The organism is Caulobacter sp. 05T431 (assembly GCF_056665975.1).
In genome coordinates, this window is record NZ_JBFTKU010000012.1 from 71,079 (window position 1) to 93,593 (window position 22,515).

The following is a 22,515-nucleotide window of genomic DNA, read 5'->3' on the forward strand; positions in this document are numbered from 1 at the left end:
AACAAGAACAACCCGGAACTCCCATGCCCGTTTCGCCCGTCAAGATGGCCGACGCGATCCGCGTCCTTTCCATGGACGCCGTCCACAAGGCCAAGTCCGGCCACCAGGGCATGCCCATGGGCATGGCCGACGTCGCCACGGTGCTGTGGGGCAAGTTCCTGAAGTTCGACGCGTCCAAGCCCGACTGGGCCGACCGCGACCGCTTCGTGCTGTCGGCCGGCCACGGCTCGATGCTGCTCTATTCCCTGCTCCATCTGACCGGCTTCAAGGCCGTGACGATGAAGGAGATCGAGAACTTCCGTCAGTGGGGCTCGCTGACCCCGGGTCACCCCGAGGTGCACCACACCCCGGGCGTGGAGACCACCACCGGCCCGCTGGGCCAGGGCCTGGCCACCGCCGTCGGCATGGCCATGGCCGAAGCTCACCTGGCCGCCCGCTTCGGCAAGGACGTCGTCGACCACCGCACCTGGGTGATCGCCGGCGACGGCTGCCTGATGGAGGGCGTCAGCCACGAAGCCATCTCTATCGCCGGCCGCCTGAAGCTCAACAAGCTGACGGTGCTGTTCGACGACAACAACACCACCATCGACGGCGAGGCCACCATCGCCGAGACCGGCGACCAGCTGGCCCGCTTCAAGGCCGCCGGCTGGGCGGTCAAGGCCGTCGACGGCCACGACCACGGCAAGATCGCCGCCGCCCTGCGCTGGGCGACCAAGCAGGACAAGCCGACCCTGATCGCCTGCAAGACCCTGATCTCCAAGGGCGCCGGCCCCAAGGAAGGCGACCCCCACAGCCACGGCTACACCCTGTTCGACGACCAGATCCGCGACGCGCGCCTGGCCATGGGCTGGGACGCCGCGCCGTTCACGGTGCCGGACGACATCGCCAAGGCCTGGAAGAGCATCGGCCGCCGCGGCGCCCGCGTCCGCAAGGCCTGGGAAGCCGTGGTCAAGGCCTCGCCCCTGGCCGACGACTTCGCCCGCGCCATGAAGGGCCAGCTGCCCGCCGACGCCTTCAAGGCCCTGGACGCCCACATCGCCGAGGCCGCCAGGACCAAGCCGGGCAACGCCACGCGCGTGCACTCGGGCGCGGCCCTGGACCAGCTGATCCCGACCGTCATCGACATGGTCGGCGGCTCGGCCGACCTGACGGGTTCGAACAACACCTTCGTCAAGGGCATGAAGCCGTTCGACGCCCCCGACTACGCCGGCCGCTACGTCCACTACGGCGTGCGCGAGTTCGGCATGGCCGCGGCCATGAACGGCATGGCCCTGCACGGCGGCGTCATCCCCTATTCGGGCACCTTCCTGGCCTTCGCCGACTACAGCCGCCCGGCCATCCGCCTGGGCGCCCTGATGCAGGCCCGGGTGATCCACGTGATGACCCACGACTCCATCGGCCTGGGCGAGGACGGCCCCACCCACCAGCCGGTCGAGCACGTGGCGTCCCTGCGCGCCATCCCGAACCTGCTGGTCTTCCGTCCGGCCGACGCGGTCGAGACCGCCGAATGCTGGAAGATCGCCCTGCAGCACGAGACCACCCCGTCGGTCATGTGCCTGTCGCGCCAGAAGGTCCCCGGCGTCCGCGGCGACGCCGACGAGAACCGCTCGGCCAAGGGCGCCTACGAGCTGCTGGCCGCCGAGGGCGGCGAGGCGGCCGTGACGATCTTCGCCTCTGGCACCGAGGTCTCGGTCGCCGTGGCGGCGCGCGACATCCTGCAGGCCCAGGGCAAGCCGACCCGCGTCGTCTCGACCCCCTGCTGGGAGCTCTTCGAGCAGCAGACCGACGCCTACAAGGCCTCGGTGATCGGCAAGGCGCCGACTCGCGTCGCCGTCGAAGCCGCCGTGCGCATGGGCTGGGACCGCTTCATCGGGGTGGACGGCAAGTTCGTGGGCATGACCGGCTTCGGCGCCAGCGCCCCGTTCGAACGTCTCTACAAGGAGTTCGGCATCACCGCCGAAGCGGTGGCCGCCGCGGCGGGCTAGGCCCGCCGTTCTGCTCCGAAATAATGGATCAAAAGTTCAAGGAAATGCGTCTTAAAGGCCTTAGAAAGGGCCAAAAGTCCGGCACAAACAACGCGCTCGCAGAGACCAGGACAACGATCGCGGATCGCGATGTTGAGCCCTAGGCGGACAGCCTAGACAGTGGTAGCTACGGCGCGTTGCTCGCCTCATCGGCGATCGAGACTCAAACATAGTTTGCAAGCGGCCAGGTAGATCGAACACTCAGCATGCAGATTAATTTTTCAGCGATCGATGGCCCGCGGATGGCCGCTTGGGATTTCGTTCAGGGCTTTTTGAATTGGAGACTCTGGGCTTTTCTCGGTCTTCAAGACATCAAGCAGCGCTATCGCCGCTCGTCTTTCGGTCCCCTCTGGCTGATGCTGGGCCTGGGCGTGACGATACTGGGTATCGGCATCCTGTATTCGAGGATCCTCAAGGTCGCCTCGGGTGACTTCATCCCGTACCTGGCCATCAGCCTGCTGGTCTGGAACTTCATCTCGACGGTCGTGAACGAGTCCGTGACGATCTTCCTGGTGGGCGCGGGCCTGATGACCTCGACCCGCGTGCCCTACACCAGCTTCGTGCTGCGGGGCCTGATGCGGAACCTGATCGTCGCGGCGCACTGCGTGGTGCCGGTGATCGTGGCCTTCATCTACTACAGGCACCCGGTGAACGTCCCGGTCGCGCTGCTGGCCATTCCGGGCCTGCTGCTGCTGCTCCTGAACCTCTACTGGGTCTCGCTGTGCATCGGCATCATCTGCCTGCGCTTCCGGGACATGGGCCAGATCGTGATCTACGGCACCCAGCTGGCGCTGTTCATCACGCCGATCATCTGGATGCCGAAGCAGGTCGACCCCAACAACCTCATCCTGAAGCTCAATCCCCTGAACCACCTGATCAACCTGGTCCGCAGCCCGCTGTTCGACGGGGTCGTCCCGATCGAGAGCTACGGCTGGGCGCTCGGCCTGCTGGCCGTCGGCGGCGCCTGCACGGCCCTGGTGATGGTGTACTTCCGTCGGTTCCTCGTTTTCTGGATCTAGATCTCGATGTCTATTGAAGTCCAAGGGCTGACGCTGGACCTGCCGATCTACACGGCGAACGCACGCTCACTCCGAAAGAAGCTGATGCCGTCCACGGTCGGCGGCACGTTGTTCTCGAAGGGCGACGCCACCGTGGTGGTCCGGGCCCTCCAGAACATCTCGCTGAAAATCAAGGACGGCGAGCGCGTCGCGCTGATCGGCCCCAACGGCGCGGGCAAGACCACGCTGATGAAGGTGCTGGCCGGCGTCTACACGCCGACCAAGGGCTCGGTGCGAATCAACGGCAAGGTGTCCGCGGCGCTGAACACCGCCCTGGGCATCGACAGCGAAGTGACCGGCCGCGAGAACATCTTCCTGCTGGGCTACTATCGCGGCCTGAGCAAGGCCGAGATCCAGGAAAGCCTGCCGGAGATCATCGAGACCGCCGACCTGGGCCAGTTCATCGACCTGCCGGTCAGCACCTATTCGGCCGGCATGGCCGGACGCCTGACCTTCGCGGTCGCCACGGCCTTCGATCCGGACGTGCTGATCATGGACGAGTGGCTCTCGGCCGGCGACGGCGCCTTCGTCGCCAAGGCCCACGAKCGCACCAGCCGTTTCGTGGAAAAGGCCCGCATCCTGGTGCTGGCCAGCCACTCGCTGGCGATCGTCCGCGAGTTCTGCACCCACGCCGCCTACATCAACAAGGGCTCGCTGATCGCCTTCGGCGAAGTCAACGAGACGATCGCCCGCTACGAAGCGGATCTGCACTCAGCCCAAACGGCCTAATCGACAACGATTCTCGGACGCGGCTTTGGCCCCGTCCGAGATCGAAAAGAGCATGGTTTTGGTTGAATTCCGCGTACCCCGGCTCGTCCATATCCATATCGGGAAAACGGCGGGCACCAGTCTTCGCATGACCATGCACCAGGCCCTGGGGCCTGGCAGCTGCTCGGAGCCGTTCGCCCAGACCTACATGACCGAGGCCGAGGCCGCCCGCTACGACGGCTTCCCCGTGATCAGCGGCCATATCAGCCGGGCCGATCAGATCCGCTGGTTTCCCGACCGCGACGTGATCACCTTGCTGCGGGAGCCCATCGACCGGGGCCTTTCCTTCATCCACTACGTCCGCAGCCTGCCGCCGGAGTCGTCGATCGTGGCGCGCGACGCCCGCGCGATGCCGATCCTGGACCTGATCGAGACGGAGGACGCCAAGCGGAACCTCCACAACACCATGGTCCGGCAGCTGGGCGGGCATGCGCTGGACACGCCGGACGACCTGCCCGCCCTGCTGGAGAACGCCAAGGAGACCCTGCGCCAGGCGTTCTGGGTGGGCCGCCGGAACACCATCGACGCCGACTTGGCGCGATTGAGCGCCTTGCTCGGCGCGGAAGGCCTGACGCCCGTCCAGGCCAACGTCACGCCCAACAGGCCGCCGATCGAAACCGAGGACCCCGCGGTCGTGGAACGTCTTCGAGCCCTCAACGACTACGATCTCCAACTGTGGCGATGGGCCCAGCGCGAGCTGTTCTAGACGGTCCCCCGACACGCCCGCGCCTTGTCATGACCCGGCGTTGCGGGCAAACAGCCTCCAGGGTTCCGGCCCGCCCCTTTTCAAGGTTGCACGCGTCCCCATGACCCTCGACATCGACTCCATCCGCGCCGCCGCCGGCCGTCTCGCCGGTCAGATCGAGCGCACGCCCTGCCGCTATTCCAAGACGCTGTCGAAGATCACCGGCGCCGAGGTGTGGGTGAAGTTCGAGAACCTGCAGTTCACCGCCGCCTACAAGGAGCGCGGCGCGCTGAACAAGCTGATGCTGCTGTCGGACGCCGAGAAGGCCAAGGGCGTCATCGCCGCCAGCGCCGGCAACCACGCCCAGGGCCTGGCCTATCACGGCGCCCGCCTGGGCGTGCCGGTGACCATCGTCATGCCGCGCACCACCCCGTTCATCAAGGTGCAGCACACCCGCGACTTCGGGGCCACGGTGGTCATCGAGGGCGAGACCTATGACGACGCCAACGCCCACGCGCGCAAGCTGCGCGACGAGCAGGGCCTGACCTTCGTCCACCCGTTCGACGACTACGACATCATGGCCGGCCAGGGCACGATCGCCCTGGAGATGCTGGAGGACGCCCCCGACCTGGAGGTCATGCCGGTGCCGATCGGCGGCGGCGGCCTGATCAGCGGCGTGGCCACCGCGGCCAAGGCCCTCAAGTCCGACATCCACATCATCGGCTGCGAGCCGGCCATGTATCCGTCCTTCACCGCCAAGATGCGCGGCGTGGCGGCCCATTGCGGCGGCCAGACCATCGCCGAGGGCGTGGCGGTCAAGCAGGTCGGCGAGCTGACCTACGGCGTCGCCCGGCCGCTGATCGACGACGTGCTGCTGCTGGAAGAGCCGCACATCGAGCAGGCCGTGGCCCTGTACTGCAACGTCGAGAAGACCATCGCCGAAGGGGCCGGCGCGGCCTCGCTGGCCGCCCTGCTGGCCTATCCCGAGCGGTTCCGCGGCAAGAAGTGCGGCCTGATCCTGTGCGGCGGCAACATCGACACCCGCCTGCTGGCTTCGGTCCTGACCCGTGAACTGGTGCGCGCCCAGCGCCTGGTGTCCCTGCGCATCGTCGGCGACGACCGCCCGGGCCTGCTGTCGACGGTGGCCAGCGTGATCGGCGGCATGGGCGCCAACATCATCGAGGTCAACCACAACCGCCTGGCCCTGGACGTGCCGGCCAAGGGCGCGGAGTTCGACATCACCATCGAGACCCGCGACGCTCAGCACACCCAGGACGTCATGGACGCCCTGCGCGAGAAGGGCTACCCGCCGCGCGCGGTGTAGTTTCTCCTTCTCCCCTTGCGGGAGAAGGTGGCGCGAAGCGCCGGATGAGGGGTCTCTCAAAAGCAAAAGCCGCGACCGGCCTTTCGGCTTGTCGYGGCTTTGTCGTTCTTCAACCCCTCACCCGACCGCCTACGGCGGCCACCCTCTCCCGCAAGGGGAGAGGGATCAGGCTTTACAGCAGCCCCTTGATCATTTCCCGCGCCGCGTCGGCCAGGTCCGGGCGCTTCAGGGCCAGGGCGACGTTGGCGCGCAGCAGGCCGATCTTGTCGCCGCAGTCATAGGTTTCGCCCTCGTATTCCAGGGCGTGGAAGTCCTGGGTCTGCAGCAGGGTCAGCATCGAGTCGGTCAGCTGGATCTCGCCGCCCGCGCCCTTGCCCTGCTTTTCCAGCAGGTCGAAGATTTCCGGCTGCAGGATGTAGCGGCCCGAGATGAACAGGTTCGAGGGCTCGGTCCCCTTCGGCGGCTTCTCGACCATGCCGGTCATGCGGTTCAGGCGGCCCTGCTGGCCGTCCAGGGCGACGATGCCGTACTGGTGGGCCATGCCCTCGGGGGCCGGCTCGACCACGACGACGTTGCCGCCCTTCTGGTCATAGGCCTCGATGGCCTGGGCCAGGGCGGGCTTGCCGGCCGACATCACCATGTCGGGCAGCATCACGGCGAACGGCTCGTCGCCGATGATGTCGCGGGCGCACCAGACGGCGTGGCCCAGACCCAGCGGGGCCATCTGGCGCACGAAGCTCATCTCGCCCGGACGGGGCAGCTCGTCGCGCAGCTCCTTCAGCAGGGCGGTCTTGCCCTTGGCCTCCAGCGCCGCCTCCAGCTCGACCTGGTGGTCGAAATAGTCCTCGATCGCGCCCTTGTTGCGGCCCGTCACGAAGACGAAGTGCTCGATGCCCGCCGCGCGTCCCTCCTCGACGATGTAGGACAGGATCGGCCTGTCCACGACGTTGAGCAGCTCCTTCGGGGTGGTCTTGGTGCCGGGCAGGACCCGGGTGCCGAAGCCCGCGACGGGAAGGACGGCTTTACGGACGGGTTTCATGAGGGCCTCGTGAGCGGTCACTGGGTGGGGACGGTTTCTAGGGCGCGCCGCGATCTCGCGCCACCACTGTTCTCTGACTGTCCGTGTCAAAACGAGGGCCGCCCAAAATCGGCGCGCGACAGACCGCGAAATGGTCTAGCACGGACGGAAAATCGTCGGAGCCCGTCGTCCCATGGTCCGTCCCCTAGCGCTGGCCCCCAAACTCGCCCTCGCCGCCGCCCTCGGCGCGACCCTGGCCCTGTCCGCCTGCGGCCCCAGCAAGAAGCAGCAGGAGACCCTGGCCGCGTCCCAGGTCTTCATGAACCAGAACGCCAAGCAGCCGGGCGTCGTCACCCTGGCCGACGGCCTGCAGTACAAGATCGTCCGCTCGGGCCCGCCCGAAGGCGCCAAGCCGAACCCGACCGACGAGGTCAAGGTCAACTACGAGGGCAAGCTGGTCGACGGCACGGTGTTCGACAGCTCCTACGAGCGCGGCCACCCCGAGTCCTTCCCGCTGCAGGGCCTGGTGCCCGCCTGGCGGGAGGCCCTGATCATGATGCGGCCGGGCGACGAGTGGGTGCTCTACGTGCCGCCGGAGCTGGGCTACGGCGCCCAGGACAAGGGCCCGATCCCCGGCAACAGCGTGATGATCTTCCGCATCGAGCTGATCGACGTGCTGTCCACGAAGATCCAGGCGCCCAAGCAGAAAGCGCCGGTTTAGGGCGCCTACACCTTCGGCACCGCCATGCCCCGCCGCACGGCGGCCCGCTCGCCAACCCGTTCCAGCCAGGCCCGCACCGCCGGCAGGGGCGGACGGTCGGGCTGGATCTTCTCCAGCCCCTCCAGGGCCGCCACGGTCCAGGGATAGGCGGCGATGTCGGCGATCGAATAGTCGTAGCCGGCCAGGTAGGGGACCTTCTCCAGTCGCCCCTCCATCACGCCCAGCAGCCGCCGCACCTCGTCGGCGAAGCGGTCGATGGCCAGCTCGATGTGTTCGGGCGCGCGCAGGGCGAAATAGCCCAGCTGGCCGGCCATCGGTCCCAGGCCCCCCACCTGCCAGAAGGTCCATTCCAGCGCCGCCACCCGGTCGGGACCCGACGGGGCCAAGAGCTTGCCGGTCTTCTCGGCCAGATAGACCAGGATCGCCCCGCTCTCGAACACCGATTGCGGCCCGCCTGGCGCGTCATGATCGACGATGGCGGGGATCTTGTTGTTGGGCGAGATGCTGAGGAAATCGGGCGCGAACTGCTGGTTCTGGCCGATGTCGACCGGGTGCACCGTGTAGTCCAGCCCCATCTCCTCCAGGGCGATGGGGATCTTGCGGCCGTTGGGGGTGGTCCAGGTGTAGAGGTCGATCATGGGGGCGCCTTCGAGGGCTTGTCTGTCCGGGGTCGAAGCATAGAACGCAAACGGAGCCGATCGGGGCTCAGCCCCGGTAGGCGCGGGCCGGCGGGCGCGCTAGGGTCGCGCCATGGTCCCGTCCTCCCAAACCGCGCCGCCCGCCGCGTCCTCTGAAGTCCTGGCCGCCCGCGCTGTCGACATCCTGTCCACCCTGGTGGCCTTCGACACCACCTCGCGCCTGTCGAACCTGGCCCTGGTCGAGTGGGTCGAGGCCTATCTGGCGGACCTGGGCGTCGCCTCCCGCCGGGTGCCCAACGCCGACGGGACCAAGAGCAACCTCCTGGCCAGCATCGGCCCGGCGGTGGAGGGCGGCGTCGTGCTGTCGGGCCACACCGACGTGGTGCCGGTCGACGGCCAGCCCTGGAGCAGCGACCCGTTCGTGCTGACCGAACGCGACGGCCGGCTGTACGGCCGGGGAACCTGCGACATGAAGGGCTTCCTGGCCCTGGCCCTGGCCGCCGCGCCGGACCTGGCCCGGGCCGAGCTGGACCGCMCCGTCCACCTGGCCTTCTCCTATGACGAGGAGGTCGGCTGCCTGGGCGCGCCGGACATGATCGCGGTGATCGCCGACGAACTGCCGCGCCCGGCCCTGGTGGTGGTGGGCGAGCCCACCGACATGGTCGCCGTGCGCGGTCACAAGGGCATCGCCAGCTTCCGCGTCACGGTCACCGGCCGCGAGGCCCATTCCAGCCTGACCCACCTGGGCGTCTCGGCCAACATGGTCGCCATCAAGCTGATGAACCACCTGGTCGAGCTGTCCGAGCGGCTGGAGCGCGAGGCCGACCCCGCCTCGCCGTTCACCCCCAAGGGCGCGACCCTGACCATCGGCCAGGTCAACGGCGGCACGGCGGTCAACATCCTGGCGCGGGAGTGCGTGTTCATCTTCGACCTGCGCGTCCCGGCGGGCCTGGAGCCCAAGGCGATCCTGGCCGATTTCTTCGCCCTGGCGGACAAGCTCGACGGCGAGATCAAGGCCAAGGCCCCCGAGGGCGGCGTACGGGTCGAGACCCGCTCAATGACCCCCGCCTTCGCGCCCGAGGTCGACGGCGCGGCCGAGACCTTCGCCCGCCGCATCGCCGGCGACAACGGCCCGCCCCGCGTGGTGCCCTACGCCGCCGAGGCCGGCCAGTTCCAGGGCGCGGGCTTCTCGACCGTGATCTGCGGCCCCGGCTCGATCGACCAGGCCCACCAGCCCGACGAATATGTCGAGATCAGCCAGATGGAGCGCGGCGCGGCCTTCATGCGCCGGCTGATCGAGGACCTGTCCCGGGCCTGACCTGGCGCCTTATCGGGCCGAGGGCCGGTAGGGCCGGATCACCAGCCGCCGGCCGAAGAAGGCCACCGGGTCCAGGGCCATGACCCGCAGGATGGCGAACGACCCGGCCTTGCGGGCGGCCTGGACCTCGCGGCGCGAGGCCAGGATCGGGTCGAGGTCCTCGGACTTCAGGGCCGCGCGGACGCCCCGCCAGGCCGGACCGGCGTCGCCCCGCCGCCAGTGCAGCAGCAAGAGGCCCGCCGTCACCGCCACGTGCAGCGGCAGGGTCAGCCACAGCAGCGGCCCCGGCGTGTTCTTCAGGAAGGTCCACAGACGGTTGCGCGAGCCGTGGAAGACCGAGAAGTCCGACCGCACCCCGGTGCTGGCCGATCCCACGTGCTCGACCACCGCCGCCGGCAGCAGCAGGGTCGGCTCGCCCGCCAGCCGCAGGCGGTAGCCCAGGTCGACGTCCTCGCAATAGCAGAAGAACCGCTCGTCGAAGCCGCCCAGGCCCAGGAACAGCTCGCGGTCGATCAGGGTGGCGGCCCCGCAGGCCGAGAACACCTCGCCCTCCGGCAGGGCGTCCGGACGCCGCCGGCGATAGCCGCCCCGGAACGGGATGCCGGCCGAAGTCATCACGTCGCCGGCCCCGTCCATCAGGCCGGGCTCGTCGGCCACCATCTGCAGCGAGGTGAAGCAATGCACCTCGGGGTGGCGACGGGTCCCGGCGACCAGGGCCTCCAGCCAGTCGGGCCGGGCGTAGGCGTCGGGGTTCAACAGCACCAGCCAGCGCCCCCCGGCCTGCCGCGCCGCCAGGTTGTTGCCCGCCGCGAAGCCCAGATTGGCCCCTGGCTCCAGGAACCGGATCGTCGGGTCGGCCGCCACGGCGGCCTGGGGCGCGCCGTCGGTCGAGGCGTTGTCGACCAGCAGGATCTCGAAATCGGTGAAGGTCTGAGCCCGCAGCGCCGCCAGGCAGCGCGCCAGCGTCGGACCGCTCTGGTAGGAGACGACGATCACGCTGACGAGCGGCGACAGGCTCATGGACACGACTGCTCTATTGAAGGGAAGCGGGGGAACTGGCTAACACAGCCGAACCTCTTTCAGGTACAGCGAACGTGATGAAATTTCTCCGCGACCTGGCCTGGCGCCATGCGCCGGCGTTCAGCCAGGCGCTCTCGACGCGCCTGCCGGCGCTTCGGGCCTGGCGTCTCTACGGCTGGCGGCGCCGCGCGCGGCCGCCGCGCGTCGCGCCCGTCGTCCTGGCGGGATTCCACGGGGCGGTGCTGGGCCTGGGCGAGGCGGCGCGGTCGGCGACCTCGGCCCTGCGCGGGACCGGCCTGGCCGTGACCGCCTGGGACATCTCCGAGACCATGGGTCACGCCCGCCGCCTGCCGGTGGGCGACACCGACCCGCCGCCGCCCGGTCCCGGCGTGCTGATCGCCCAGATGAACCCGCCCGAGCTGATCCGCCTGGTCAGCATGACCGGCGGGGCGGCTTTCGAGGGGAAGTACGTCATCGGCTGCTGGGCCTGGGAGCTGTCGGAGATCCCGGCCCTCTGGAAGCCGGCCTTCCGCTATGTGGACGAGGTCTGGGCGCTGTCCGAGTTCACCGCCGACGCCGTCCGCCGCGCCGCGCCGCGCCGGGTGAAGGTCCGTGTGGTCCCGATCGCCGTGCCGCTGAACGACACGTCGCCGGCCCGCGACCGCTTCGGGTTCGGCGACGAGACGATCGTCCTGTGCGCCTTCGACTTCCGCTCGACGATCGCCCGCAAGAACCCGCTGGCGGCCCTGGACGCCTTCCGCCGCGCCAAGGCCCAGGCCAAGGGGCCCGCGACCCTGGTCTTCAAGACGGTCGGCGGCGACGAGGCCCCCGAGGCCCTGGCCCGGCTCCAGGCGGCGATCGGCGACGACGCCGACGTCCGGCTGATGACCCAGTCGCTGGACGCGGCCGAACGCGACCAGCTGCTGGCCAGCTGCGACATCCTGCTGTCGCTGCATCGCTCGGAGGGCTTCGGCCTGTTCCCGGCCGAGGCCATGGCCGCGGGCAAGCCCGTGGTCGCCACCGCCTGGTCGGGCAATCTGGACTTCATGGACGACGCCTCCGCCGTCCTCGTCCCCTACGCTCTGCGCGCGGTCGAGGACCCCCAGGGCATCTACAGCGGCGGGCAGTGGGCGCAGGCCGACACCGAGGCCGCCGGCCAGGCCCTGGCCCGGCTGATCGACGACCCCGAACACCGCGCCCGCCTGGGCGCCGCCGCCCGCGCCATGATCCAGGACCGCCTGGCCCCGTCGGTCGTCGCCGCCACGATGCGCGACGCCCTGGGCCCCGCCGCCGACCCGAAGGAACCCCGCTCTTGAAGATCGAACCGCTCGCCATCCCCGAGGTCCTGCTGATCACGCCCGTGCGTCACGGCGACCAGCGCGGCTGGTTTTCCGAGACCTTCCGCCAGTCGGCCCTGGACGAGGCCGGCTTCGCGGGCGGCGCCTTCGTGCAGGACAACCACGTCCGCTCGACCGGGCGCGGCATCCTGCGCGGCCTGCACTTCCAGCGGCCGCCCCACGCCCAGGACAAGCTGGTGCGCTGCGTGCGCGGCGCGGTGTTCGACGTGGCCGTCGACATCCGCCGGGGGTCGCCGACCTTCGGGCGCTGGGTCGGGGCCGAGCTCTCGGCCGACAACGGGGCCCAGCTGCTGACGCCCAAGGGCTTCGCCCACGCCTACTGCACTCTCACCGACGATTGCGAGGTGCTCTACAAGGTCACCGGCTACTACGCGCCGGAGGCCGAGGGTCAGTTGCGCTGGAACGACCCAGCCCTGGCCATCGACTGGGGCGTGCCGGCCGGCGAGGTCACCACCAACGCCCGCGACGCCGCGGCCCCGCTGCTGGCCGACCTGGACACGCCCTTCGAATACGGAGCATGACCGTTCCAGCGGCGACTGTCGAAGCGTCGCGGCAAGTGGTATTCCGGCCCGGCGGCGACACGCCGGCCCGCGGGAGACGTTGAAGCGTGAAGATCTTGGTCACCGGCGGCGCGGGTTTCATCGGTTCGGCGGTCTGCCGCCTGCTGCTGGGCGAGACGGGCGATCAGGTCGTCAATGTCGACAAGCTCACCTACGCCGGCACCCTGACTTCGGTGGCCGAGGTCTCGGACTCGCCCGACTACGCGTTCGTCCAGGCCGACATCGCCGACCGCGCCGCGGTCCAGGCGATCTTCGACACCCACCGGCCCGACGCCGTCCTGCACCTGGCGGCCGAATCGCACGTCGACCGCTCGATCTCCGGCGCCGGCCCGTTCGTCGAGACCAACATCGTCGGCACGTACGTGATGCTGGACTGCGCCCTGGAGTACTGGCGCGGCCTGACCGGCGCGGCCAAGGACGCCTTCCGCTTCGTCCACGTCTCCACCGACGAGGTCTATGGCAGCCTCGGGGCCGACGGCCTGTTCGAGGAGACCACCGCCTACGCGCCCACCTCGCCCTATTCGGCCTCCAAGGCCGCGGCCGACCACCTGGCCCTGGCCTGGTTCCACACCTACGGCCTGCCGGTGCTGGTCTCCAACTGCTCCAACAACTACGGGCCCTATCACTTCCCTGAGAAGCTGATCCCGCTGATGATCCTGAACGGGCTGGAGCGTCGGCCCCTGCCCGTCTACGGCGACGGCGCCAACATCCGCGACTGGCTGTTCGTGGAAGACCACGCCCGCGCCCTGCGCACGATCCTGGAAACCGGCCGTCCGGGCGAAAAGTACAATGTCGGCGGCCGCAACGAGCGGAGCAACCTGGCCGTGGTCCAGACGATCTGCGACCTGCTGGACGAGCTGGCCCCCAGCGCCCAGGGCTCGCACCGCGACCTGATCACCTTCGTCGCCGACCGTCCCGGCCACGACCGCCGCTACGCCATCGACGCCACCAAGGTCGAGACCGAGCTGGGTTGGCGGGCGCGCGAGACCTTCGAGACCGGCATCCGCAAGACGGTCGAATGGTACCTGGCCCGGCGTGACTGGTGGGAGCCGCTGCGCCAGGCCTATGACGGCCGGCGGCTGGGCCTGCTGGCCGCCAAGGCCGGCTGAGGTCCATGGCCGCACCCATCCTCGTCTTCGGCCGCAACGGCCAGGTGGCGCGCGAACTGGCCGACCTGGCCCAGGCGAGCGGCCGCGCCATGGTCTTCGCCGGCCGCGAGACCCTGGACCTGGCCGATCCCGCCGGGGTCGAGGGCCTGATCGCCAGCATCGCCCCGGGTGCGGTGATCAACGCCGCCGCCTACACCGCCGTCGATCGGGCCGAGCGCGAGCCCGACGCCGCCTTCGCCCTCAACCGCGACGCCCCGGCCGCCATGGCCGCCGCCTGCGCCGCGCGCGACCTGGCCTTCATCCACTTCTCGACCGACTACGTGTTCGACGGGACCCTGGACCGGCCCTATGTCGAGACCGACCCGACCGGCCCGACCAGCGTCTACGGCGCCAGCAAGCTGGCCGGCGAACGGGCCGTGGCGGCCGCCGGCGGGCGGGCGATCGTCCTGCGCACCTCGTGGGTGTACGGCGTGCACGGGGTCAATTTCGTCAAGACCATGCTGCGCCTGGCCCGCGATCGCGACGAGATCAGTGTCGTCGTCGACCAGGTCGGCCGCCCCACCTGGTCGCGCGACTGCGCGCAGGTGGCCCTGCTGGCGGCCGACGCCCTGGGCGGCAGCCCCAACCTGGTGGGCGTCTACCACCTCAGCGGGGCCGGCGACGCCAGCTGGGCCGACCTGGCCGCGGCCGCCTTCGAGGCCTCGGCCCGGCGCGGCGGCCCGACCGCCGCGATCGCCCCGATCGTCACCGCCGACTATCCCACCCCCGCCAAGCGTCCGGCCAATTCGCGCCTGGACTGCGGCAAGATCGAAGCCGCCCTGCCCTGGCGCTGCCGCCCGTGGCGCGAGAGCCTGGCGGCCTGCATGAACGAGATGGAGCTCCCGGTCCCATGAAAGGCATCGTCCTCGCCGGCGGGTCCGGCACGCGCCTGCATCCCCTGACCCTGGCCGTCTGCAAGCAGCTGCTGCCGATCTACGACAAGCCGATGGTCTACTACCCGATCAGCACCCTGATGCTGGCCGGGATCCGCGACATCCTGATCATCTCCACGCCCAAGGACGTGCCGCTGTTCAAGGACCTGCTGGGCGACGGCTCGGCCTGGGGCGTGCGGTTCGAGTACGCGGTCCAGGAGACCCCGCGCGGCCTGGCCGACGCCTTCATCGTCGGCCGCGACTTCATCGGCGACGACGACTGCGCCCTGGTGCTGGGCGACAACCTCTATTTCGGCCACGGCCTCAGCGAGACCCTGGCCGAGGCGGCCGCCTCGAAGACCGGCGCGACCGTCTTCGCCTATCACGTCACCGATCCGGAACGGTACGGCGTGGTCGATTTCGACACCGAGGGCCGCGCGGTCTCCCTGGAGGAGAAGCCCGCCGCGCCGCGCTCGAACTGGGCGGTGACCGGGCTCTATTTCTACGACCGCCAAGTGGTGGGGATGGCGCGCGACCTGCAGCCGTCGGCCCGGGGCGAGCTGGAGATCACCGACATCAACCGGCTCTACATGGAGCAGGGCCAGCTGTCGGTGTCGAAGCTGGGACGCGGCTACGCCTGGCTGGACACCGGCACCCACGACAGCCTGGTCGAGGCCACCGAGTTCATCCGCGCCATCGAGAAGCGCCAGGGCCAGAAGGTGGGTTGCCCCGAGGAGGTGGCGTTCACCAAGGGCTGGATCTCGGCCGACCAGGTCGCCGCCCTCGGCGCGGCCATGGGCAAGACCGAGTACGGCCAGTACCTGACGCGGCTAGCGCGGGGCTGAGGCCCTTCTCCACCTTGCCCCTATTTTCAGCCGTCATTCCGGGCCTTGTGCCCGGAATCCCTCTCTCCGCCGCAGGTGAAGGGGGGCGGTTCGCCAGCGAACCGCTTGCATCTCACATGGAAGCTGAACCAGGGGTCCCGGACACAAGGCCCGGGATGACGGTGATCTAGGGGGCGAAAGCCGTCCATTCGGCCAGCACGGCCGGATCGTCTTCCGGTCCGCGCAATGTCCMCAGCCGTTCTGGCGCGAGCCGCCCCGCCGCCCACACCGCCGCCCCGCGCACCACCGGCGACGGGTCGGCCAGCAGGGGCTCGACCGCCGCCATCATCCCTGGATCGCCGCTGTTGCCGAGGGCGTAGAGCACGTTGCGCACGAAGCGGTCGCGGCCGATGCGCTTGACCGGGCTCTTGCTGAACAGGGCGCGGAACGACGGGTCGTCCAGCCCCGCCAGCTCGACCAGGGACGGGCCCTTCAGGGTCTCGCGGGCGTGGAAGGCCATCTCGCTGGAGAGGCTGGCGAACTTGTTCCACGGACAGGCGGCCAGGCAGTCGTCGCAGCCGTAGATGCGGTTGCCCAACGCTTCCCGGAACTCCATCGGGATCGGTCCCGACAGCTCGATCGTCAGGTACGAGATGCAGCGCCGGGCATCCAGCTGGTAGGGGCCGGGGAAGGCGTTGGTCGGGCAGATGTCGAGACACGCGCTGCACGAGCCGCAGTGGTCGCGCTCGGGCGGGTCGGCCGGCAGGTCCAAGGTGGTCAGCACGCTGCCCAGGAACAGCCACGAGCCGAACTGGCGCGAGACCAGGTTCGTGTGCTTGCCCTGCCAGCCCAGGCCCGCGCGCTGGGCCAGGGGTTTCTCCATCAGGGGCGCGGTGTCGACGAACACCTTCACCTCGCCGCCGAACCGGCCGTGCATCCAGCGGGCCAGGGCCTTCAACCGCTTCTTGATCACCTCGTGATAGTCGTCGCCCTGGGCGTAGACGCTGATCGCGGCGCGGGATGGGTCCTCCAGCGCCAGCAGCGGATCGTGCTCGGGGCCGTAGTTGACGCCCAGCACCACCGCGGTCGTCGCGTCCTGCCACATGGCGGTGGGGTGGGAGCGCCGGTCCAGCGTCTCCTCCATCCAGCCCATGGCCCCGTGGAACCCCTCGGCCACGAACTCGCGCAACCAGCCGCCGTTGGGCCAGGCGTCGCTGGCGCTGGCGAAGCCGCACGTGTCGAAGCCCAGCCGAAGGGCTTCGGCTCGGATCTCGTCCCGCAAGGTCTCGTTCGGGTGGCTAGAAGTCGAGATCGTCATAGTGCGCGACCGGCGCCAGGCCCGGCCAGCGATCGGCCAGGATGGGTCGGAAGGCGGGCCTGGACTTCAGCTTCATGTACCAGGTCTTGGTGATCGGGAAGTCCTTCCACGGCACGTCGCCGAAATAGTCGATCACCGACAGGTGGGCGGCGGCGGCGAAGTCGGCCAGGCTCATGCGCCGGCCGGCCAGCCAGTCGCGGGTGTTCAGCAGGCCCTCGATATAATCCATGTGCGCGCGCAGGGCGTCGCGGCCCCGGCGCAGAGACGACAGGTCCGGCGCGCCCAGTCTCAGGAGTCGCTTCTCCATCTTCTCGTGCAGCAGGAAGCCGTTGACCTCGTTGTMGAACTTGCGGTCGAACCACTGCAGCAGGCGGCGCGCCTCGGCCCGCTCGCCCGGTTCGCGGCCCAGCAGGGCGGGTTCGGGGTCCTGCTCCTCGATGTGCTCGAGGATGGCGCGGCTCTCGGCCACCACCGTGGTGCGCTGGTGCTTGGTCTCGACCAGCACCGGCGGCACGCCCGACGGGTTCAGCTTGAGGAACTCCTCGGGCCCTTCCCAATAGCGGACCTGCACCTCGACGAACGGCAGGCGCTTCTCGCCCAGGGCGAGGCGCACCTGGCGCGAGGCCGGGTCCAGGGGGAAGTGGTGAAGGGTTCGTTCGACGCTCATGCCCACGCGCATTCAGGCTGCATCGTTCGATCGATGCGCCGTTTTGTTTAACAAGAACTTGCTGAACACCGGTCATCGGCCGACTTAACGGCCAAAATCAGGTCGTTGGACCTGACTCTTGACCTGAAGGTCGAGCGTTAACTCTTACGGTCAAGCTTTGGCGGTCAAGCCTTGGCGTTCATCCGGCCGATCAGGTTGGTCGTGCTCTGGCCGGCCTTCAGCTCGGCCAGCACCACCTTGCCGCCGTAGCCCAGCACCACGTCGGAGCCGACCACGGTCTCCACCGTGTAGTCGGCGCCCTTGACCAGCACGTCGGGGCGGAAGGCCTTGATCAGGTTCAGCGGCGTCTGCTCGTCGAACAGCACCACCAGGTCCACGGCCGACAGCGAGGCCAGGACGGTGGCGCGGCCGCCCTCCTTCTGCACCGGCCGGGTCGGGCCCTTCAGGCGCTGGACCGAGGCGTCGGTGTTCAGGCCGACGATCAGCCGGTCGCAGGCCGCCTTGGCCTGGGCCAGAAGCGAGACGTGGCCGGGGTGCAGCAGGTCGAAGCAGCCGTTGGTGAAGCCCACCTTCAGCCCCCGCGCCCGCCAGCCGGCGACGATGGCCAGGGCGCCGTCCAGGTCGGCGATCTTGTCGGCGATGGGATCGGCGTGCTCGCCACGCGCCACCTCGACCAGCTCGTCGGCGGTGACCACGTCGGTGCCCAGCTTGGCCACCACCAGCCCGGCGGCCAGGTTGGCCAGGCGGGCCGCGTCCAGCGGACGCGCGCCCTTGGCCAGCGACAAGGCCAGGGTCGCGGCCACGGTGTCGCCGGCGCCGGAGACGTCGAACACCTCCAGGGCCGTGGCCGGCAGGTGGACGGGCGCCTCGCCGCGCACGGCCAGGGTCATGCCCGCCCCGCCCCGGGTGATCAGGGCGGCCGACAGGTTGGGGGCCGTGGACAGGATGGCGTCGGCGGCCTCGGCGGCGGCCTCGTCCCCGGCCCCGGTCACGCCCGTGGCCTCGGCGGCCTCGCGACGGTTGGGCTTGATCAGGGTGGCGCCGTCATAGCGGCTGAAGTCGCGGCTCTTGGGATCGACGATCACCGGCTTGCCGGCGGCGTTGGCGGCGGCGATGGCGGCCTTCAGCACGACCGGCGTCAGCACGCCCTTGGCGTAGTCGGACAGCACCACCACGTCGACCTCGCGCAGGTGGGCCTCGAACGCCTTCAGCAGGGCCTGGCCGTCGGCCTCGCCCCGGTCCTCGCGGTCGGCGCGCAGCATCTGGTGCGAGCCGGAGATGTAGCGGGTCTTCTCGGTGGTGCGGCGCTTGGCGTCGACGATCAGGGCCGCGTCCAGGCTGGGCTCGCGGTCGATCAGGCCCAGCAGGGTCCGGCCGGCGTCGTCGTCGCCGACCACGCCCACCAGCACCGCCCGGCCGCCTAGGGCCGCGACGTTGCGGGCCACGTTGCCGGCCCCGCCCAGCATCGCCGTCTCGCGCTCGATGGCGATCACCGGCACCGGGGCCTCGGGCGAGATGCGGTCCACCGCCCCGTAGACGAAGCGGTCCAGCATCACGTCGCCCAGCACCAGCACGGTGGCGCCCGAAAAGGCCGGCGGCAGCTTGGCCAGGGTGTCGTCCATCAGGTCGGTCGCTCGCTTCTCAGACAAGAAGCGCCATTTGGCCCCGCGAGGCGTGCGCCGCAAGCCTTTCAGAACGGCCCAAGTTCTCGAGGGGGCTCGCTGAACGCGCCGGCGTGCGGCTCGGCGACGCCGCGCGGGTCGGGGTGCAGCAGGATGTCGGCGGTCGGGAAGGCCTCCAGCACCCGCGCCTCGGCCTCGACCATCAGGGTGTGGGCCAGGGCCAGGGGCGTGTCGGCGTCGAAGTCCATGTGGGCCTGGACGTGGACGAACGGCCCCGAGGCCCGGGTGCGCAGCTGGTGCACGCCCATCACCCGGGGGTCGGCGGTCAGCAGGGCCACGATCCGGGCGCGGTCGTCATCGGCCAGTTCGCGGTCCATCAGCTGGTGGCTGGCCTCGCGGAACACCCCGATCGCCCCCCAGACCAGCCAGGCGGCGACGACCAGGCCGGCGGCGGCGTCCACCCACGTCAGGCCCAGGAAGCCGGCGGCGGCGATGCCGACCAGGCTGACGGCGTTCGACGCCAGGTCGGCGGCGTAGTGGGCCTTGTCGCCCGACACGGCCACCGAGCGGGTGCGCTTCATCACCTCGGCCTGGGCGCGGATCAGGCCCAGGGTCAGGAGGATCGACACGACCATGACGCCGATCCCCAGCTCCTCGGCGGCGATCGGCTTGGGATTCAGCAGGCCCCGGATGGCCTCCTGGCCGATCAGGGCGCCCGAGGCGAAGACCAGCCCCGCCTGGGTCAGGCTGGAGAAGGCCTCGGCCTTGCCGTGGCCGAACCGGTGCTCGGCGTCCGGCGGCTCGGCGGCGTAGCGCACGGCGTAGAAGGTGATCAGCGAGGCGATCAGGTCCAGGCCGCTGTCGGCCAGCGAGGCCAGCATGGCCACCGAATGGCCGGCCAGCCAGGCCGCGCCCTTGATCAGGATCAGCACGGTCGCCACGCCCACCGACAGGGCGGTGACCCGGCGGGTGAGCTTGGCGGACTCGGCGGCGGTCAGGGCGGGCGTGGGCGCGGCGGACATGCGCCCTGTTTAGCAAGGGTGGCGGCGCCGCCCCAGCGAGAACGACTCGCGGTGGACGAAGGAGGGGACACACACTCACGGCAAGGCCATGCAAGATCGGCTCGGACCGTGGCGTGAGTGTGTGTCCCCCGTTTCATCCCCTACGCCGCCGCCTTCGTCCTGGGCCCCACATAGACCGACTGCGGCCGCACCAGCTTGCCGGTGGCCAGCTGTTCCCGCGCGTGGGCGATCCAGCCGGCGATGCGGCCCATGGCGAAGACGCAGGTGAAGCTCCTGGGCGGCAGGCCCAGGGCCTCCAGCAGGACGGCGGTGTAGAACTCGACGTTCGTGTCCAGCGGCCGGTCGGGCTTGTGGTCGCGCAGGATGCGCAGGGCGGCCTGCTCGACGCTCTCGGCGAAGGCCAGGCGGCCGGGCACGGCGTTGGACGTCTGGGCCAGCTGGCGGATCGCCGCCTTCAGGGCGTCGGCGCGCGGGTCGCGGACCCGATAGATGCGGTGGCCGAAGCCCATCAGCCGGTCGCCGCGCGCCAGGGCGCCGAGCAGCCAGGCCTCGGCGTTGTCGGGCGTCCCGATGGCGTCCAGCATCTCGATCACCGGGCCGGGCGCGCCGCCGTGCAGCGGACCCTTCAGGGCCGAGATCCCCGCCAGCACCGCCGAGGTCAGGCCGGCGCGGGTGGAGGCCACCACCCGGGCCGCGAAGGTCGAGGCGTTCAGGCCGTGGTCGCAGACCGTGACCAGATAGGCGTCCAGCGCCCTCGCCTCCCCGTCCGTGGCCGGAACGCCGCGCGTCATGCGCAGCATGTCGGCCGCGTGCGACAGGGCGGCGTCCGGCGCGACCGGCGACTGGCCTCCGGCGACGCGCAGCACGGCGGGGGTGAAGACGGCCGGGGCGGCCAGCAGCAGCAGGGCCGTGTCCAGGCCGTCGCCGTCGGGCAGGCGGGCGATCAGGGCGCGGACGGCCTCGACCGGATCTCGCTTGGCCAGGCCCTCGTCCAGGGCGGCCACCTCGGCGAAGGCGCGGACCCGGGCCGCCCCCAGCGCCGGGGCCAGGTCGGACGGCAGATCGTCGAAGAAGCCGTCGAGCAGCAGGTGGGCGACGCCCTCGAACCCGGCGCGGTGGGCCAGGTCCTCGACGGCGTAGCCGCGGATCGTCAGGCGGCCGGCCTGACCGTCGACGTCGGACAGCACGGTGTGGGCGGCGACGACGCCTTCCAGGCCTTCGGCGACGAAGCCGGCGTGCTGGGCGGCGGTAAGACCCTTGGACATGGATGAGGTCTCCTTTCGCCGCGCAATCCACGCCTCGGGACCTTGATCGTCAATCTTGATCAATGTAATCAATATAAATGGCCGAATGGATCGACGCGGAACAGGCGATGGCGACGCTGGGGGTGCGGGCCCAGACCCTGTACGCCTATGTCAGCCGGGGCCGGGTGGGGGCCGTCGCCCATCCCGACGATCCGCGCCGCAGCCTCTATCGCGCCTCCGACGTCGCGGCCCTGGCGGCCAAGAAGGCCCGGGGCCGGCGCGCCGCCGACGTGGCGGCCGAGGCCATCGCCTGGGGCGAGCCGGTGCTGCCCTCGGCGATCACCACGGTCGAGGGCGGTCGCCTGTTCTATCGCGGCCAGGACGCCGTGGACCTCTCCCGCATGCACAGCCTGGAGCAGGTGGCCCGCCTGCTGCGCGGCGGCCACGGCGCGCCGCTGACCGGACCCGAGCCGAAGAAGCCCAAGAAGGGCGAGACCCCGCGCGCCCGGCTGTTCTCGACCCTGGCCGCCCGGGCCGGGATCGACCCGCCGGCCCGGGGCCGCGCGCCGCTTGCCTTGGCGATGGAGGCCGCTGKCCTCCTTAAAGCCGCCGCCGACGCCGTGGCCGGATCGATCGGCGACGGCCCGATCCATCAGCGCCTGGCCGACGCCTGGGCCCTGGACGCCCACGGCGCCGACCTGGTCCGCCGGGCCCTGGTGCTGCTGGCCGACCATGAGCTGAACGCCTCGACCTTCGCGGTGCGGGTGGCGGCCTCGACCGGAGCCTCGCTGGCGGCCGCGTCCCTGGCCGGGCTGGCGGCGCTGTCGGGACCGCTGCACGGCGGCATGGCGGCGCGGGTCGAGATGTTCGTCGACGAGGCCCAGCGGCGCGGGCCGACCCGGGCCGTGGCCGAGCGCCTGGCCCAGGGGGCGGCCATGCCGGGCTTCGGCCACCCGCTCTATCCCGACGGCGACCCGCGCGCCGCGGCCCTGCTGGAGGCGTTCAAGGTCCCGGACGTCCTGGCCGAGCTGCGCGCCCAGACCGAAGCCGTCACGGGCCTGGCGCCCAATATCGACTACGCCCTGGTGGCCATGGCCCACGCCCTGGGCCTGCCGGCCGACGCGCCCTTCAGCCTGTTCGCCGTCGGCCGGACGGCGGGCTGGCTGGCCCATGCGATCGAGCAGCTGCACACCGGACGCCTGATCCGTCCCCGGGCCCGCTACATCGGCCCGAAGCCGGAAACGGCGGCGGCCCGGCCCTGAGGCCACGAGCCCGACCGCCGATTCGCATAACATCGTTCTCTACC

Annotated in this window: 21 protein-coding genes; 13 read left to right on the forward strand and 8 right to left on the reverse strand. The window is 70.4% G+C overall.

Features of this window, described 5'->3' with window-relative positions:
* The first annotated feature begins 23 nt into the window (after positions 1-23).
* The 5 genes from tkt (at position 24) to AC1U89_RS12780 (ending at position 5,859) form a co-directional block, all read left to right on the forward strand.
* Positions 24-1,985, forward strand: a complete 1,962-nt coding sequence (gene tkt, locus AC1U89_RS12760) for a transketolase (protein ID WP_479900069.1) — start codon at positions 24-26, stop codon at positions 1,983-1,985.
* 281 nt (positions 1,986-2,266) lie between these two features.
* On the forward strand, positions 2,267-3,043 hold the full coding sequence (locus AC1U89_RS12765) for an ABC transporter permease (protein WP_479900070.1): 777 nt from the start codon (positions 2,267-2,269) through the stop codon (positions 3,041-3,043).
* Between the two features lie 6 nt (positions 3,044-3,049).
* A complete protein-coding gene (locus AC1U89_RS12770; RefSeq protein WP_479900071.1) occupies positions 3,050-3,811 on the forward strand; it encodes an ABC transporter ATP-binding protein in 762 nt (253 codons plus the stop codon).
* Between the two features lie 127 nt (positions 3,812-3,938).
* Complete coding sequence (locus tag AC1U89_RS12775; RefSeq protein ID WP_479900072.1) at positions 3,939-4,556, forward strand: hypothetical protein; 618 nt, start codon at positions 3,939-3,941, stop codon at positions 4,554-4,556.
* A gap of 100 nt (positions 4,557-4,656) precedes the next feature.
* Positions 4,657-5,859: a threonine ammonia-lyase gene (locus AC1U89_RS12780; RefSeq protein WP_479900073.1), complete on the forward strand. Its 1,203-nt coding sequence runs from the start codon at positions 4,657-4,659 to the stop codon at positions 5,857-5,859.
* Between the two features lie 172 nt (positions 5,860-6,031).
* Here the strand turns inward: AC1U89_RS12780 and AC1U89_RS12785 are convergent, their stop codons facing one another.
* The gene (locus tag AC1U89_RS12785; protein WP_479900074.1) at positions 6,032-6,898 is read right to left on the reverse strand and encodes a UTP--glucose-1-phosphate uridylyltransferase; all 867 of its coding nucleotides are present in this window, start codon (positions 6,896-6,898) and stop codon (positions 6,032-6,034) included.
* A gap of 172 nt (positions 6,899-7,070) precedes the next feature.
* Between AC1U89_RS12785 and bamJ the strand changes: the two genes are divergently transcribed.
* Positions 7,071-7,598: a BamJ family beta-barrel-assembly machinery protein gene (gene bamJ, locus AC1U89_RS12790; protein ID WP_479900075.1), complete on the forward strand. Its 528-nt coding sequence runs from the start codon at positions 7,071-7,073 to the stop codon at positions 7,596-7,598.
* Between the two features lie 5 nt (positions 7,599-7,603).
* Here the strand turns inward: bamJ and AC1U89_RS12795 are convergent, their stop codons facing one another.
* Positions 7,604-8,236, reverse strand: coding sequence for a glutathione S-transferase N-terminal domain-containing protein (locus AC1U89_RS12795; protein WP_479900076.1), 633 nt, complete (start codon positions 8,234-8,236; stop codon positions 7,604-7,606).
* 112 nt (positions 8,237-8,348) lie between these two features.
* On the opposite strand from AC1U89_RS12795, the gene argE reads away from it, so the two are divergent.
* Positions 8,349-9,554: an acetylornithine deacetylase gene (argE, locus tag AC1U89_RS12800; RefSeq protein ID WP_479900077.1), complete on the forward strand. Its 1,206-nt coding sequence runs from the start codon at positions 8,349-8,351 to the stop codon at positions 9,552-9,554.
* A gap of 9 nt (positions 9,555-9,563) precedes the next feature.
* On the opposite strand, the gene AC1U89_RS12805 is transcribed toward argE, so the two are convergent.
* On the reverse strand, positions 9,564-10,574 hold the full coding sequence (locus AC1U89_RS12805) for a glycosyltransferase family 2 protein (RefSeq protein WP_479900078.1): 1,011 nt from the start codon (positions 10,572-10,574) through the stop codon (positions 9,564-9,566).
* A 77-nt stretch (positions 10,575-10,651) separates the two neighbouring features.
* On the opposite strand from AC1U89_RS12805, the gene AC1U89_RS12810 reads away from it, so the two are divergent.
* From AC1U89_RS12810 to rfbA, 5 genes are all read left to right on the forward strand, one after another.
* A complete protein-coding gene (locus AC1U89_RS12810) occupies positions 10,652-11,890 on the forward strand; it encodes a glycosyltransferase family 4 protein (RefSeq protein ID WP_479900079.1) in 1,239 nt (412 codons plus the stop codon).
* The gene (gene rfbC / locus AC1U89_RS12815) at positions 11,887-12,453 is read left to right on the forward strand and encodes a dTDP-4-dehydrorhamnose 3,5-epimerase (protein ID WP_479900080.1); all 567 of its coding nucleotides are present in this window, start codon (positions 11,887-11,889) and stop codon (positions 12,451-12,453) included. The genes AC1U89_RS12810 and rfbC overlap by 4 nt, the downstream gene beginning before the upstream one ends.
* 86 nt (positions 12,454-12,539) lie before the next feature.
* The gene (gene rfbB / locus AC1U89_RS12820; RefSeq protein ID WP_479900081.1) at positions 12,540-13,601 is read left to right on the forward strand and encodes a dTDP-glucose 4,6-dehydratase; all 1,062 of its coding nucleotides are present in this window, start codon (positions 12,540-12,542) and stop codon (positions 13,599-13,601) included.
* A 5-nt stretch (positions 13,602-13,606) separates the two neighbouring features.
* Positions 13,607-14,494, forward strand: coding sequence for a dTDP-4-dehydrorhamnose reductase (gene rfbD, locus AC1U89_RS12825; RefSeq protein ID WP_479900082.1), 888 nt, complete (start codon positions 13,607-13,609; stop codon positions 14,492-14,494).
* Positions 14,491-15,357 (forward strand): glucose-1-phosphate thymidylyltransferase RfbA, encoded by an 867-nt coding sequence (gene rfbA / locus AC1U89_RS12830; RefSeq protein WP_479900083.1) that lies wholly within the window; start codon positions 14,491-14,493, stop codon positions 15,355-15,357. Before rfbD ends, rfbA begins: the two co-directional genes overlap by 4 nt.
* Before the next feature lie 166 nt (positions 15,358-15,523).
* On the opposite strand, the gene queG is transcribed toward rfbA, so the two are convergent.
* The 5 genes from queG to AC1U89_RS12855 form a co-directional block, all read right to left on the reverse strand.
* Positions 15,524-16,654, reverse strand: coding sequence for a tRNA epoxyqueuosine(34) reductase QueG (gene queG, locus AC1U89_RS12835; RefSeq protein WP_479900084.1), 1,131 nt, complete (start codon positions 16,652-16,654; stop codon positions 15,524-15,526).
* Positions 16,635-17,321, reverse strand: a complete 687-nt coding sequence (fzlA, locus tag AC1U89_RS12840) for an FtsZ-binding protein FzlA (RefSeq protein ID WP_479900085.1) — start codon at positions 17,319-17,321, stop codon at positions 16,635-16,637. Before fzlA ends, queG begins: the two co-directional genes overlap by 20 nt.
* 164 nt (positions 17,322-17,485) lie before the next feature.
* Complete coding sequence (rfaE1, locus tag AC1U89_RS12845; RefSeq protein WP_479900158.1) at positions 17,486-18,943, reverse strand: D-glycero-beta-D-manno-heptose-7-phosphate kinase; 1,458 nt, start codon at positions 18,941-18,943, stop codon at positions 17,486-17,488.
* Positions 18,944-19,011: 68 nt separating this feature from the next.
* Positions 19,012-19,965 (reverse strand): cation diffusion facilitator family transporter, encoded by a 954-nt coding sequence (locus AC1U89_RS12850; protein WP_479900086.1) that lies wholly within the window; start codon positions 19,963-19,965, stop codon positions 19,012-19,014.
* Positions 19,966-20,105: 140 nt separating this feature from the next.
* On the reverse strand, positions 20,106-21,230 hold the full coding sequence (locus AC1U89_RS12855) for a citrate synthase/methylcitrate synthase (protein ID WP_479900087.1): 1,125 nt from the start codon (positions 21,228-21,230) through the stop codon (positions 20,106-20,108).
* 77 nt (positions 21,231-21,307) lie between these two features.
* Between AC1U89_RS12855 and AC1U89_RS12860 the strand changes: the two genes are divergently transcribed.
* Entirely contained in the window at positions 21,308-22,471 is a 1,164-nt protein-coding gene (locus tag AC1U89_RS12860; RefSeq protein WP_479900088.1) for a citrate synthase, read from the forward strand.
* Positions 22,472-22,515 lie beyond the last annotated feature (44 nt).

Coding starts and splice junctions, on each gene's coding strand:
- AC1U89_RS12850 (WP_479900086.1), bottom strand. CDS start 19,965: ATGTCCGCCGCGCCCACGCCCGCCCTGACCGCCGCCGAGTCCGCCAAG.
- AC1U89_RS12855 (WP_479900087.1), bottom strand. CDS start 21,230: ATGTCCAAGGGTCTTACCGCCGCCCAGCACGCCGGCTTCGTCGCCGAA.
- rfbA (WP_479900083.1), top strand. CDS start 14,491: ATGAAAGGCATCGTCCTCGCCGGCGGGTCCGGCACGCGCCTGCATCCC.
- AC1U89_RS12780 (WP_479900073.1), top strand. CDS start 4,657: ATGACCCTCGACATCGACTCCATCCGCGCCGCCGCCGGCCGTCTCGCC.
- rfbD (WP_479900082.1), top strand. CDS start 13,607: ATGGCCGCACCCATCCTCGTCTTCGGCCGCAACGGCCAGGTGGCGCGC.
- AC1U89_RS12795 (WP_479900076.1), bottom strand. CDS start 8,236: ATGATCGACCTCTACACCTGGACCACCCCCAACGGCCGCAAGATCCCC.
- bamJ (WP_479900075.1), top strand. CDS start 7,071: ATGGTCCGTCCCCTAGCGCTGGCCCCCAAACTCGCCCTCGCCGCCGCC.
- AC1U89_RS12775 (WP_479900072.1), top strand. CDS start 3,939: ATGACCATGCACCAGGCCCTGGGGCCTGGCAGCTGCTCGGAGCCGTTC.
- AC1U89_RS12805 (WP_479900078.1), bottom strand. CDS start 10,574: ATGAGCCTGTCGCCGCTCGTCAGCGTGATCGTCGTCTCCTACCAGAGC.
- rfaE1 (WP_479900158.1), bottom strand. CDS start 18,943: ATGGACGACACCCTGGCCAAGCTGCCGCCGGCCTTTTCGGGCGCCACC.
- AC1U89_RS12765 (WP_479900070.1), top strand. CDS start 2,267: ATGGCCGCTTGGGATTTCGTTCAGGGCTTTTTGAATTGGAGACTCTGG.
- AC1U89_RS12810 (WP_479900079.1), top strand. CDS start 10,652: ATGAAATTTCTCCGCGACCTGGCCTGGCGCCATGCGCCGGCGTTCAGC.
- tkt (WP_479900069.1), top strand. CDS start 24: ATGCCCGTTTCGCCCGTCAAGATGGCCGACGCGATCCGCGTCCTTTCC.
- AC1U89_RS12785 (WP_479900074.1), bottom strand. CDS start 6,898: ATGAAACCCGTCCGTAAAGCCGTCCTTCCCGTCGCGGGCTTCGGCACC.